The organism is Bacillus cereus group sp. BfR-BA-01379, assembly GCF_022663605.1.
GTDB classification, from domain to species: Bacteria; Bacillota; Bacilli; order Bacillales; family Bacillaceae_G; genus Bacillus_A; species Bacillus_A mobilis.
The window spans coordinates 22,149-34,557 of record NZ_JAKUFT010000053.1; the positions used below are offsets into that span (position 1 = coordinate 22,149).

Here is a 12,409-nt window from a genome sequence, read left to right on the forward strand (position 1 = left end):
AATTAAAAGGAGTGTTGAAAGTGAATCGGTTATTATTCGATTTTCCTACTGAATTTTATACTGAAAGGCTATTTATTCGAATGCCGAAACCAGGTGACGGTAAAGCTGTATACGATGCAATTGGAGCTTCTATGCAAGAATTAAAACCATGGATGGTTTTTGCACAAAAAGAGCAAACAGAGGAAGAAGTAGAAGTGAGTATTAGAAAATCGCATATTCAATTTTTGCAGCGTGAGGATTTAAGATTACTAGTTTTTTCGAAAGAAACAGGTGAATTTATTGCATCCGCTGGATTGCATCGTATTAATTGGGATATACCTCAATTTGAAATTGGGTATTGGATTGATTCAAGGTTTAGTGGAAAAGGCTATATGGTAGAGGCTGCAAAGGGGATAACGGATTATGCTTTTTCTGAGCTAAAAGCAAATCGCGTAGAAATTCGATGTGACTCTTTAAATAAGAAGAGTAGGGCAATACCTGAGAAATTAGGCTTTAAGTTAGAAGGTACATTGGAAAGTGCGAGTGTAGCGGTAGATGGAAATGGATTAAGGGATATGTGTGTATTCGCCATGACTAGAAATACATATGAAAAAGAAGAGCTGTAAAGACACAGCTCTTCTTTTTCTGTATTATGGTACAGGATGACCATTAGAGCTTTCGAAAATTGTAAACCATTGTTGACGATCTAAATTAACTTTTGTAGCAAGAGCGGCTGTTTTAACACGATCTAATTTACCAGATCCAACGATTGGCATCATGTTAGCTGGATGAGCAAGCAGCCATGCATACATAACTGTATCGATGCTAGTAACACCTAGTTCAGTAGCAATCTTCTGTAAAGTTTCACGTACACGTACGGCACGTTCTGATTGACCAGTAAAGATTTCTCCGCCAGCAAGAGGCGACCAAATCATAGGATTGATTCGTTTTTCTTGGCATAAATCAATTGTTCCTTTTTCGAAATGCTCAAGATGCATCGCTGATACTTCAATTTGATTTGTAAGGAGCGGGAAATCTAAATAGGAACTTAACATATTAAACTGTGAAGGTAAAAAGTTAGATACACCGAAGTGACGGACTTTTCCTTCTTGTTTTAAGCGTGAGAACGCTTCTGCTACTTCATTTGGATCCATAAATGGATCAGGGCGATGAATGAGCAATACATCAATATAATCTGTATGTAAGTTTTGTAATGAGTCTTCCGCGCTTTTTATTATATGTTCCGCACTCGTATTGTAGTGCGCAACATATCGCTCGGGAAATTTCGGTGATGGGGGAGCGATTCCACATTTTGTGACAATTTGCATATTTTCGCGTAAGGAAGGCTTAAGTTCTAATGCCTCGCCAAACAACCCTTCGCACGTATACCCGCCATAAATATCAGCGTGATCGAAAGTAGTAATTCCCATTTCCATACAAGCTTCAATGAAAGAAAGTAACTCTTGCTTTGTCATATTCCATTCTGCTAAACGCCAAAAACCTTGAATAATACGAGAAAATTCTAGTGTTTCGGCCATTTGAATTCGTTCCATTATAAGTACCCCCTTGATGAATGAATAGTTTTTTGAAAAGGCTTTCTTACTATGTATTATTATATAGTTACAGTGTCGTACATACAATAAATATGTTTTGCTACAAAAACGATTTTCTCTATATGCTATAATATAGAAACATATAGCTATAAGGAGATGTAAGGAATGATTCCAGTAACAATATTAACTGGTTTTCTTGGATCAGGGAAAACGACATTATTAAATCGCATTTTATCAGAGAATCACGGTCAGAAATTAGCAGTGATTGTAAATGAAATAGGGCAAATTGGTATTGATAATCAGTTGATTATGAATGTCGAAGAAGAGATTATGGAGATGACGAATGGATGTTTATGTTGTACGGTACGTGAAGATTTACTCGTCGCTTTAAAACAATTACTGGACGTAAAAGCAGAAGGGAAAATGGATTTTGATGGATTAGTAATTGAAACGACTGGTCTTGCAAATCCAGGTCCGATTATTCAAACATTCTTTTTAGATCCTGTTATTCAATCTGCATACCAAATAAACGGTGTTGTAACAGTAGTAGATAGTTATCATATACATAAACATTTTGAAAAAGGACTAGAAGCAAAGGAACAAATTGCATTTGCTGATGTCGTTTTAGTAAATAAATTAGATTTAGTGGATGAAAGTGAAAAGGAAAATCTCTTGCAGGAACTGCAAGGTATTAACCCAACTGCAAAGTTAATTGAGGCGACTAACTGTGATGTGGATATTCAATCGTTACTACAAATTCAGACGTTTAAAACGAAAGATACGTTACAAATTTATCCTCATACAGAGCATAATCATCTAGAAGGTGTAAAATCGTTTGTACTGCGTGAAGAACGTCCGTTAGATTTACAAAAACTAAATGAATGGATGTCAGCTGTCGTTCAAGAACTAGGTGAATATTTATATCGCTACAAAGGAATTTTATCGATTGATGGAGTAAATAAACGTATCGTTTTCCAAGGTGTGCATACACTGTTTGCTGCATCATACGATAGAGAGTGGCAAGAGGGCGAAGAACGAGTAAGTGAAGTCGTGTTTATCGGAAAAGATATTAATAAAGAATGGTTCCAAGAACATTTTGAGGAGTGTGTGAAATAAGTCTGCATATATTGCAGGCTTATTTTTTGGAATTAACTAAGTACTCTATGGAAAAATGCTAGATTGCAAAAAACGAAGGATAATAAAAAGCCCGTTTTCACAGGCTTGTATGTTCATCTAATAGTAACTCCATTACAACACCTACAACTGGGCCTTCGTCATCAATATCGCCATTTAAGCGGAAGCCAAATGACTCGTATAATCCCATTGCGAGTTTGTTGTCTGGATGTAAACTTAAATAAATTATTTTACATTCAAATTTATCTTGTAAGAATTGAATGAGTATGCGAAGGAAACGTTTTGCGTATCCTTTTCCTTGATATTGCTCGTCAATCATAAAGCGATCTAACCATACGCTTTTACGTTTTTCCCAATACCATCCGTACATTGCATATCCTACAAGTGTTTCTCCATCGTATAAACCTACTGACGTTCCGTTTCCTTCAAATAATGATTCTGCTAGAGAAAACGCATTGCTTTCAATAAATTGCTGCTGGTCTTTTGCGACGTTTAAAGCCGCTACCGAACGCCAATTTTTTTCTGTTACTTCACAAATGTGAAGAGTCATAATTCCAACTCACCTTCTAAATTAATATAGCATAAAAGCTAATATGGATAATTTTACTTGTTATTTTGGTCAAGTCAAGTAAGAACAAGTAAAAAAGAAGCTGCATGACATATGCAGCTTCTTTAAAAAAATGATTAGTTAGTAGCTTCTTTCAATGTGTTTACGTTTTCTTCCATTAAAGTGAAGTAATCTTTATTGTTCTTCGCATCATCTTCAGAAATAGTAGCAAGATGATTTAAGCGTAAAATTTTTGTACCCGTTTCTTTTTGAATGACAGATGCTACTTTTGGAGTAGAAAAAGTTTCAAATAAAATATATTGTAGATTATGTTCTTTTACTGTTTTTGTAATTTCAGCAAGCTGTTTTTGAGATGGTTCATCAGAAGCTGAAATACCCGCGATAGCAATTTGTTTTAGGCCATAGCGTTGTTCCCAGTAACCATAAGCCGCATGAGAAACTAAAATATCTTTCGTTTTTGCATTCGCAACAGCTGCTTTAAATTGATCATCTAAATCAGTGAATTTTGTTTGAAGTGCTGCGAAGTTTTTTTCGAACTCTTGTTTATGGTCAGGTTGTAATTCTACAAGTGCATTTTTAATTTTTTCTGCCTGTTTCATTGCTAAAGTAGGATCTAACCAAATGTGCGGGTCTTTATCGTGATGATGTTCATCCTCTTTATGGCCGTCTCCGTGATCATGATGCTCTTCTTCTGTAGAAGTACGCAGTTCAATACCTTTTGATGCATTTACAATTTTAACATTTTCTTTTTGTAATGCTTTTTCCATTTTTTCAGCAAATGGTTCTAATTCAGCACCGTTATAAACGAATAAATCGGCTTTTGCAACTTGTACGGTTTGTTTTTGACTTGGTTCAAATGTATGAGAATCTGCACCAGGCGGGTAAATCGCTTCAACAGTTACATAGTCGCCACCAATTTTTTTTGCGAAATCAGCAAGAGGAAAAATAGTTGTATAAACAGTTAGTTTTCCATCTTTCTTGGCCTTGCCTTCTTTTTTATTTGAGCAGCCAGTAAAAATTAAAGTGAAAATAAGTAAGAATGAAAATATAGTCAATCTTTTAGGCATGAAGTTCTCCTCTTTTCTTTTTTACGGATATATTTTCCCCAATTATAGAAGAAAAATATCATTTTAATACAAAACGTAATAATTACGTTTTAGTTTGCGAACTTAGTATAATACATCTTTTATAAAGTTGCAATAAATAATAATCATTCCGATTTGTTTTTGTTATAAAGTTGTCAAATTTGGATGTATTATTTTTAGGAATACATGCATATGTGACAACGCCACGTTCATATATTTGAAAGGAGGGTAGAGGGGGATGAGTGTTTGGGTTACTTAATGGAAGCTATTTTATTGATATTAGCGGTAGTATTACCATTAGCCTTAGTCTTAATTTTTTTAAGAAGATTAATAAGTAATTTAGGAGATGCATCATCAGTAACAAAATTGCGAGAGAAAGATGAGAAAAAAGAGTGAGTAAAGCACTATGCGTACGCATAGTGCTTTACTTGTGGTAAAATGAGAGAAGGAAACTCCTAAAAGTTGTATGTTACTGAAGGAGAGAAAAGTAAAATAAGAGGTATATGCATATATGAATAAGCGAACAGCGTTAGTACTTGGTGCAAGTGGTTTAGTTGGACAAGAGATAACGCGTCTATTACTTGAATCAGATTACTACGATTCGGTTACTATTTTTGTAAGGGAACCAATGCAATGGCAACATGAAAAGTTACAGCAAAAGCAAATAGATTTTTCGATGTTAGAGGAATATAAAGAGTTTTTTGCTGTAGATGACGTATTTAGTTGTCTAGGAACAACAATCAAAAAAGCAAAAACAAAGGCGAATTTTAAAAAGGTAGATTATGAATATACGTTACGAGCTGCTTGTTTAGCTGAAAAACAAGGGGTGCAAAATTTCCTTGTTGTGTCCTCGATGGGAGCAAATCCTAAATCGTTTTTCTTTTATTCGCAAGTTAAAGGGAAAATGGAAGAGGAATTACAAAAGTTAGTGATTGGTGGTATTCACATTTTTAGGCCATCTTTATTAGTAGGAAATCGACAAGAATTTCGTTTTGGTGAACGAATGGCTGAAAAGTTATCTCGTATCATTCCTTTTATATTTAAAGGGGCTTTCAAAAAGTATAAACCAATTTCAGCGAAAGATGTGGCGAAAGGGATGTATATCACTGCATTGCGAGAAGAAACGGGTATATATTTTTATAACTCAAATGAAATTACAACGATAGAATAACAAACGAATTTAGAACAGTATACTATTATAATAAAAAAACAATTTCCCACTTGATTTGAGAAATTGTTTTTTTTGTTACTTCAATTGTGATCCACATTATGGAATATGGATTGTAACCTTCTCGCATATTTAGAGTGTGACTATGCTTGTTTTGTTCATTAAATTTAATTGAGTTTATATAACTTTTTTTCGCTGTGATACTAAATGTGATGACAAAAGGGCGGTGAAAAACAAAAAAATAGGCGTATCAAGCAAAATGTTGATATACCTTAAAATGATATTATAAAATAACAAATATAGTCTTGTAGTATACTTTTAATTTCTCCGTAAGTAGTCGTACATAATATTCTTGGTTTTATCCCGCTTTAATGGGCAGTAAGACCCCCACCTCAAAATTCAGCGAAAGCAAAGAAGTTAGGTGGGGGTCGGGCTGCCCACAAAAGTCCGATTGGTGAGGGCTAATAATCAGTGGGGGATGAAGAAAACCCCCACTGATTAAAGTTTCACTTTATTTATTCGTATGGATTTTCCTTGGTGCTCGCTTGTATTGGTACGGTTCTTGTAACTCAAAGCCAAGTTCATTGGCGGCTATTCTTGGGAAGTAAGGATTGCGAAGTAACTCACGTCCGATAAAAATTAAATCTGCTTCGTTATTATTTAAAATTTGTTCTGCCTGCACCCCAGTCGTAATTAATCCAACAGCACCAGTTGCAATGTTAGCATGTTCTTTAATATGTTTAGCGTATTGTACTTGATACCCGGGATATACATCGATGTGTGCCGGTACAACAGCCCCAGAACTACAGCCCCAGAACTACAGTCAATTACATCTACCCCTTGTTCTTTCATCCATTTTGTATACTGAACGTAATCTTGAACCGTTAACCCATCAGGATGATAGTCATTTGCTGAAATACGAACGAATAACGGTCCATTCCAAACTTCATTTATGGAGTCAATAATTTCACGTAAGAAACGATAGCGATTTTCAGGTGAGCCCCCATATTCATCAGTCCGCTTATTAGAAAGTGGAGAAAGAAATTCATTAATAAGATAACCGTGGGCTCCATGTATTTCAATAACGTCAAATCCAGCTTGTTTTGAACGTATTGCAGCCTGCTGAAAAGCTAATATAGTATTTTTTATTTGCTGTATATTCATTTCTACTGGTATTTTCATTGTTTCATTAAACGGAATTGCTGATGGGGCGAGAGGATCCGTTTCTAATTCTGCTTTTCTTCCGGCGTGAGCGAGTTGAATGGCGGCTTTTGCACCGTTATCATGTATAAAAGTTGTCGTTTTATGTAAGCCTTCAATTAGGCTATCATCCCATATACCTAGGTCTTTATTAGAAATTCTCCCTTCAGGTAACACGGCTGTTGCTTCGATCATAACTAAACCAACTTGACCAGCAGCTCTTGTTCCGTAATGAACGAGATGGAAATTAGTTACTTGACCATCTTCATTCTCTGATGAATACATGCACATAGGTGACATGACAATCCGGTTTTTAAATGTAACATCCTTAACTGTATAAGATGAAAAAAGTTCGGGATTCATTCAATAGCCTCCTAGATTGAATTTTTTTACATTGTATCATTCTCGCTTTTGTTTCCCTAATAAAACGCTTATACGAAAAATTTTGTCTATTCGTGTTACAATAATTAATATGAATTAAATTGGAGGATGACATATGTACCAGGCTTATTATGAAAGTGAATTAGGTTTGCTGGAAATTACAGCGAACGATAAAGGAATTACGTCTGTTATATTTGTTGATGAGAGACAAGAAGAACATAAAAATGAAACGATAGATCAATGTATAAATGAGCTAGATGAATATTTTAAGGGGAAAAGAAAAGAGTTCACGGTCCCGCTGTCTGCTGAGGGAACATCATTTCAAAAAAATGTATGGGATGCGCTCTATACTATTCCTTATGGCGTAAGTGCTTCATATTTAGATATTGCAGAGAAGGTTGGGAATACGAAAGCTGTACGAGCGATAGGAGGAGCGAATAGTCGTAATCCAATTTCAATTATCGTTCCATGTCATCGTGTAATAGGAAAGAGCGGGAAGCTTGTTGGGTATGCGGGTGGTTTATGGAGGAAAGAGTGGTTATTAAAACACGAAGGTATTTTGAAATGACGTATGGATGAGAAGAGGGATTGTTTTGAAGTGTATAAATTGTGGGCAACTTTGCAAGGAAAATCAGTTGAATTGTGAAAGTTGCCAGCGGACCTTGCATAATGAACAAGGTGAAGGAAGCTCGCTAATAGACAAAGAATTAGAAGTATATGTAGGGAGACAATATCCGTATTACAAAAGGAAATGGGAGCTTGAGGAAAAGCGGATTGCTAGGTGGAGCTGGAATGGTTGGGCGGCTATTTTTAATGTAGGTTGGCTTGGATATCGTAAGTATTATTTGCCTGCAGCTTTATTTATATTGTTATTATTAGCATGCGATGCGTTTTCTTATTATATGGGATTCAACGTAGCACTGCCAATCATTAATATGGTGCCTCTTACGTTTTTATTACTCGTTTTTATTTTATTTGGAATGGCTATTTTTGCGAATGGATTATATTATCAATTTGCAGAAAGGCGCATATATCGAATAAAAGCACGAGAAATTCAAGATGAATCGGTTGAGAAGTATCTCATCCGTGATAGTGGTGGAACGAGTAAAATGGGAGCAACCATCGTTACGATTTTAGCGGTTGCTAGTATCTTTTTCAGCCATTTCTTTTTCCCGACTGATCGAGATATTATACAAAAGGTTCGTGCAGGCTCACTATATGAATATCCGTTCTTTTCCATTGGTGAATCATTTGAAAATTATTTTAGAAATCCAGGTTGGGTATATTATCGTGGCACGGAAGGATTAGAATTGGTAGAGTTCCAAGGAGAAAGTCCTGATATGCCAAGGAAAAAGGTGAAGATCCAATTTGTTGTTGACTATAAATTGGGCGAGATTGAGCCGTACTCATTGACGATTAATGGAGAATCTAAAAATGAGGAAGAGTTTTTGAAGATAATGGACGAAATATTTAAAGTTCAAAATCCATTTGACATAGAGGATGGATTACAAGTAAAAGGAATAGAAAAAGAAGCGTATAGAAGGGCGTTCTATACGCTTCTTTTTTTACTGTACAAAAATAATATTTGAAATAATCTGAATCTTTTGTATAATAATATGTATTATACTAGCTTTCATTTATACATATAGATTGGGGGAAGGAAGAATGAAGAGAAAGGTAACAACGATTGCTGCATTTGCATTATCGACAAGTGTATTAGTTGCAGGTTGCGGAAATGGGGAGAAGGCATCTACAACGAAGAAAGAAGCAGGTAAGGGAGCAGCAGATAAGCAAGTTTTAAACTTACTAGAAGCAGCAGAAATTCCTTCAATGGATACGTCAAAATCGACGGACTCTGTATCATTCCGTGCCTTTGTCAATGCAATGGAAGGGTTATATCGTTTAGATAAGGATAATAAACCAACTCCGGGTATGGCAAAAGATGTGAAGGTTAGTGAAGATAAAACGACATATACATTTGAATTACGAGATGCAAAGTGGTCTAATGGCGATTCAGTTCGAGCGCAAGATTTTGTATTTGCATGGCAACGCGCATTAGATAAAGCAACGGCAGCTGAGTATGCATTTATTTTATTTGATGTGAAAAATGCACAGAAAGTAAATAAGGGAGAATTACCGTTAGATCAATTAGGAGTAAAAGCAAAGGATGATAAAACGTTAGTAGTAGAATTAGAACAACCAGCACCATATTTCCTTGAGCTTACTTCATTCCCAACATTTTTCCCTTTAAATGAAAAATATGTGAAAGAACAAGGGGATAAATATGCATTAGAAGCAGATAAACTATTATATAATGGACCATTTACGATGAGTGAATGGAAACATGAACGAAGTTATCAGCTAAAGAAAAACCCTAATTATTGGGATAAAGATACTGTGAAGTTAGAAGAAATTAATGTAAATATTGTGAAGGAAACGAGCACAGGAGTAAATTTATATGATAGTGATCAAGCGGATCGAGTAATTTTAAGTTCTGAATTCGTTGATAAATATAAAAAGAATAAGCCAGATGAATTTAAAACGAAGTTAGATCCACGTATGTATTTCTTGCGTTTTAACCAAAAAAATGCAACGTTCAAAAACCAAAAAGTTCGTGAAGCGATTGATCTGGCATACGATAAAAAAGGAATTGCCAATGTTATTTTAAATGACGGATCATTACCAGCATATTTCTTAGTACCTGAGAAATTTACGACAGGACCAGATGGAAAAGATTTCCGTACTGTAAATAAAAATTTCCGTGACAGCAAAGATAATGCAGAAAAAGCAAAAAAATTATGGGAAGAAGCGAAAAAAGAGCTTGGTCAAGATACAATTACAGTAGAATTTCTAAATGATGATAACGGTAGCCGTAAAAAAGTGGGCGACTTTATAAAAGAAGAGTTAGAGAAAAATTTACCTGGTATTAAAGTGAATTTGAAACAACAACCATATAAGCAGAAGCTAGAGTTAGAAAAGAAATTTGAATATGAATTCTCATTATCCGCATGGAGTCCGGACTATCCGGATCCAATGACTTATATTGATATGTTTGTTACGGGAAGCTCATTTAATGAAATGGATTATTCTAATCCGAAGTATGATGATTTAGTAGCGAAATCAAAAGGAGAGCTATTAAAAGATGATAAAGCACGCTGGAATGCCCTTGCAGAAGCTGAAAAAATCTTAATTGGTCAAGATGCTGCTATTTCTCCTGCGTACCAACAAAGTACGGCATATTTAGAAAAACCATACGTGAAAGGTATTGCGAATCATACGTTTGGTGGGGACTTCAGTTATAAATGGGCATATATTACAAAGAAATAGTATAATAAAAGATGAGTGAATTTTCGCTCATCTTTTATTTGTATAGGAGGAATTAGAGTTGTTAAAAGGAATCAATCATCTTTGTTTTTCAGTATCTAATTTAGAAGATTCTATTACATTTTACGAAAAAGTATTGGAAGGGGAATTGTTAATTAAAGGGAGAAAACTAGCATATTTCAATATATGTGGGGTATGGGTAGCACTTAATGAAGAAACACATATTCCGAGAAATGAGATTCATCAATCTTATACGCATATTGCGTTTTCAGTTGAACAGAAAGACTTTGAACGCCTACTGCAGCGATTAGAAGAAAACGATGTTCATATTTTACAAGGAAGAGAACGGGATGTAAGAGATTGTCAGTCTATATATTTTGTTGATCCTGACGGCCACAAATTTGAGTTTCATTCAGGGACATTGCAAGATCGACTTAATTATTATAGAGAAGATAAACCTCATATGACATTTTACTAAGGGAGGAAAGAATTTGCATGTGTTAGTAATTGGCGGGACAGGAATGCTAAAGAGAGTTTCTATGTGGCTTTGTGAGCAAGGATTTCATGCTTCTATTATTGGACGAGATGAAGTGAAATTAGAAAATGTTAAGCGAGAGAGTGCTGCACCAGAAAGTATCACATGTCTTCCGTTAGATTATCATAATGATGACGATGTAAAGCTAGCTATTAAAAGCACAATTGAGAGGAATGGTCCAATAACAGTAGTTATCGCATGGATACACGCAAGTGCGAAGGGTACGTTATCACTCATTTGTAGAGAATTAGACTTATCGTCTGAAACATACAACGTTTTTCATATTTTAGGTAGTAAAGCGTCGCGTATGCCCGCACAAAAAATAGGAGGTACGCGATGTAGCTACCATAGAATAATATTAGGTTTTATATTAGAAGATACATACGGGAGATGGCTTACCCATGAAGAAATATCGGATGGGGTAATAAAAGGAATTGAGAGTAAATGTGATGAATGGATTGTAGGACGAGTAGAACCGTGGGAATTGCGGCCAACATGGTAAGGGGGAATGAGAAATGAAGACAACTGTATATGTAACAAGGCATGGTGAAACGGAATGGAATGTAGCGAAGCGAATGCAAGGGCGGAAAAACTCTGCTTTAACTGAAAACGGTATGCTACAAGCTAAGCAATTAGGAGATCGAATGAAAGGTTTATCTATCGATGCGATTTATAGTAGTCCGAGTGAAAGAACCCTTCATACTGCAGAGTTAATAAAGGGCGATCGTGATATACCGATAATTGCGGATGAGCATTTTTATGAAATTAATATGGGTATATGGGAAGGGCAGACAGTCGATGATATAGAAAGGCAATATCCAGACGAAATACAATTGTTTTGGTATGAGCCACATCTTTTTCAGTCAACATCAGGAGAAAATTTTGAGTCTGTTTATAAAAGGGTAATTGAGGGGATACAGCTTCTTTTAGAAAAGCATAAAGGAGAAAGTATATTAATGGTTTCCCATGCGGCAGCGGCAAAACTACTTGTAGGACATTTTGCGGGTATTGAAATAGAAAATGTTTGGAATGATCCATTTATGCATAGTGCTAGTCTTAGTATAATAGAATTTGAAGAAGATAAAGGTGAAGTGAAGCAATTTGCAGATATAAGTCATTTTCAGTAAACATAAAAAAAGGCCGTGAAAACGGCCTTTTTTATATGAAAAACTAGCAATTACGTTTTTTGTACCAGAAGTGATCGAATTTCTTGTTTTTGCAAGATGGGAATTTATGTCCGCCATCTTTGCAATCGTTCCATTTCTTTCCGTCATCACACGAATCGTCGCAAGAGCCACCGTGTCCATTCGGGAAGAATTCGCATTTTTTACAGTAACATCGTTTTGTCCAGTAAAATTTCTTTTCAAAGCGTATACATTTTGTAACGAATGTACAATGCTTTCTGCGAGTACGTTTTGTAACTAAAACGCATTCTTTTCTACGTGTTACTTTCGTAACGAACGTCCATTTTTGAACGCGGAC

At 35.5% G+C, this 12,409-nt stretch carries 13 protein-coding genes and 2 pseudogenes; 10 read left to right on the forward strand and 5 right to left on the reverse strand.

Annotated elements, in window-relative coordinates; genetic code table 11:
- Positions 1 to 20 precede the first annotated feature (20 nt).
- Positions 21 to 605, forward strand: coding sequence for a GNAT family N-acetyltransferase (locus MR113_RS18875; RefSeq protein ID WP_242256150.1), 585 nt, complete (start codon positions 21 to 23; stop codon positions 603 to 605).
- Between the two features lie 24 nt (positions 606 to 629).
- Here MR113_RS18875 and MR113_RS18880 read toward each other — a convergent pair whose 3' ends face one another.
- On the reverse strand, positions 630 to 1,532 hold the full coding sequence (locus tag MR113_RS18880) for an aldo/keto reductase (RefSeq protein ID WP_242256152.1): 903 nt from the start codon (positions 1,530 to 1,532) through the stop codon (positions 630 to 632).
- Between the two features lie 165 nt (positions 1,533 to 1,697).
- On the opposite strand from MR113_RS18880, the gene MR113_RS18885 reads away from it, so the two are divergent.
- A complete protein-coding gene (locus tag MR113_RS18885; protein WP_063261328.1) occupies positions 1,698 to 2,648 on the forward strand; it encodes a CobW family GTP-binding protein in 951 nt (316 codons plus the stop codon).
- A 97-nt stretch (positions 2,649 to 2,745) separates the two neighbouring features.
- On the opposite strand, the gene MR113_RS18890 is transcribed toward MR113_RS18885, so the two are convergent.
- Together MR113_RS18890 and MR113_RS18895 are read right to left on the reverse strand one after the other, a co-directional pair.
- Positions 2,746 to 3,216, reverse strand: a complete 471-nt coding sequence (locus tag MR113_RS18890) for a GNAT family N-acetyltransferase (RefSeq protein WP_000172418.1) — start codon at positions 3,214 to 3,216, stop codon at positions 2,746 to 2,748.
- 134 nt (positions 3,217 to 3,350) lie between these two features.
- The gene (locus MR113_RS18895; RefSeq protein ID WP_097817531.1) at positions 3,351 to 4,301 is read right to left on the reverse strand and encodes a metal ABC transporter substrate-binding protein; all 951 of its coding nucleotides are present in this window, start codon (positions 4,299 to 4,301) and stop codon (positions 3,351 to 3,353) included.
- Between the two features lie 264 nt (positions 4,302 to 4,565).
- On the opposite strand from MR113_RS18895, the gene MR113_RS18900 reads away from it, so the two are divergent.
- Together MR113_RS18900 and MR113_RS18905 are read left to right on the forward strand one after the other, a co-directional pair.
- On the forward strand, positions 4,566 to 4,715 hold the full coding sequence (locus MR113_RS18900) for a hypothetical protein (protein WP_242256156.1): 150 nt from the start codon (positions 4,566 to 4,568) through the stop codon (positions 4,713 to 4,715).
- Between the two features lie 115 nt (positions 4,716 to 4,830).
- On the forward strand, positions 4,831 to 5,490 hold the full coding sequence (locus tag MR113_RS18905) for an oxidoreductase (protein WP_242256157.1): 660 nt from the start codon (positions 4,831 to 4,833) through the stop codon (positions 5,488 to 5,490).
- A 508-nt stretch (positions 5,491 to 5,998) separates the two neighbouring features.
- Here MR113_RS18905 and namA read toward each other — a convergent pair.
- Positions 5,999 to 7,050, reverse strand: a pseudogene (gene namA / locus MR113_RS18910) (NADPH dehydrogenase NamA).
- A gap of 133 nt (positions 7,051 to 7,183) precedes the next feature.
- On the opposite strand from namA, the gene MR113_RS18915 reads away from it, so the two are divergent.
- The 6 genes from MR113_RS18915 to MR113_RS18940 all read left to right on the forward strand — a co-directional run bounded on the left by MR113_RS18915 (position 7,184) and on the right by MR113_RS18940 (position 12,054).
- Positions 7,184 to 7,636: a methylated-DNA--[protein]-cysteine S-methyltransferase gene (locus tag MR113_RS18915; protein ID WP_063261332.1), complete on the forward strand. Its 453-nt coding sequence runs from the start codon at positions 7,184 to 7,186 to the stop codon at positions 7,634 to 7,636.
- A gap of 7 nt (positions 7,637 to 7,643) precedes the next feature.
- Positions 7,644 to 8,657, forward strand: coding sequence for a DUF2628 domain-containing protein (locus MR113_RS18920; protein ID WP_242256158.1), 1,014 nt, complete (start codon positions 7,644 to 7,646; stop codon positions 8,655 to 8,657).
- A 76-nt stretch (positions 8,658 to 8,733) separates the two neighbouring features.
- Positions 8,734 to 10,395: a peptide ABC transporter substrate-binding protein gene (locus tag MR113_RS18925; protein ID WP_242256160.1), complete on the forward strand. Its 1,662-nt coding sequence runs from the start codon at positions 8,734 to 8,736 to the stop codon at positions 10,393 to 10,395.
- A gap of 58 nt (positions 10,396 to 10,453) precedes the next feature.
- Positions 10,454 to 10,870 (forward strand): FosBx1 family fosfomycin resistance bacillithiol transferase, encoded by a 417-nt coding sequence (gene fosB / locus MR113_RS18930; protein ID WP_242256162.1) that lies wholly within the window; start codon positions 10,454 to 10,456, stop codon positions 10,868 to 10,870.
- A gap of 13 nt (positions 10,871 to 10,883) precedes the next feature.
- Positions 10,884 to 11,429 carry a short-chain dehydrogenase gene (locus MR113_RS18935; RefSeq protein WP_242256164.1) on the forward strand — a complete coding sequence of 182 codons (546 nt, stop codon included), beginning with the start codon at positions 10,884 to 10,886 and terminating at the stop codon, positions 11,427 to 11,429.
- Between the two features lie 13 nt (positions 11,430 to 11,442).
- Complete coding sequence (locus tag MR113_RS18940) at positions 11,443 to 12,054, forward strand: phosphoserine phosphatase 1 (RefSeq protein ID WP_242256166.1); 612 nt, start codon at positions 11,443 to 11,445, stop codon at positions 12,052 to 12,054.
- Between the two features lie 43 nt (positions 12,055 to 12,097).
- On the opposite strand, the pseudogene exsB reads toward MR113_RS18940, so the two are convergent.
- Positions 12,098 to 12,409 (reverse strand): annotated as a pseudogene (exsB, locus tag MR113_RS18945) (exosporium protein ExsB); the annotation flags it as partial.

Bases quoted from the DNA above. Each gene is read 5' to 3' on its own strand.
- MR113_RS18880 (WP_242256152.1), bottom strand. From the start codon at position 1,532: ATGGAACGAATTCAAATGGCCGAAACACTAGAATTTTCTCGTATTATT.
- MR113_RS18885 (WP_063261328.1), top strand. From the start codon at position 1,698: ATGATTCCAGTAACAATATTAACTGGTTTTCTTGGATCAGGGAAAACG.
- MR113_RS18890 (WP_000172418.1), bottom strand. From the start codon at position 3,216: ATGACTCTTCACATTTGTGAAGTAACAGAAAAAAATTGGCGTTCGGTA.
- MR113_RS18895 (WP_097817531.1), bottom strand. From the start codon at position 4,301: ATGCCTAAAAGATTGACTATATTTTCATTCTTACTTATTTTCACTTTA.
- MR113_RS18905 (WP_242256157.1), top strand. From the start codon at position 4,831: ATGAATAAGCGAACAGCGTTAGTACTTGGTGCAAGTGGTTTAGTTGGA.
- MR113_RS18915 (WP_063261332.1), top strand. From the start codon at position 7,184: ATGTACCAGGCTTATTATGAAAGTGAATTAGGTTTGCTGGAAATTACA.
- MR113_RS18920 (WP_242256158.1), top strand. From the start codon at position 7,644: ATGAGAAGAGGGATTGTTTTGAAGTGTATAAATTGTGGGCAACTTTGC.
- MR113_RS18925 (WP_242256160.1), top strand. From the start codon at position 8,734: ATGAAGAGAAAGGTAACAACGATTGCTGCATTTGCATTATCGACAAGT.
- MR113_RS18940 (WP_242256166.1), top strand. From the start codon at position 11,443: ATGAAGACAACTGTATATGTAACAAGGCATGGTGAAACGGAATGGAAT.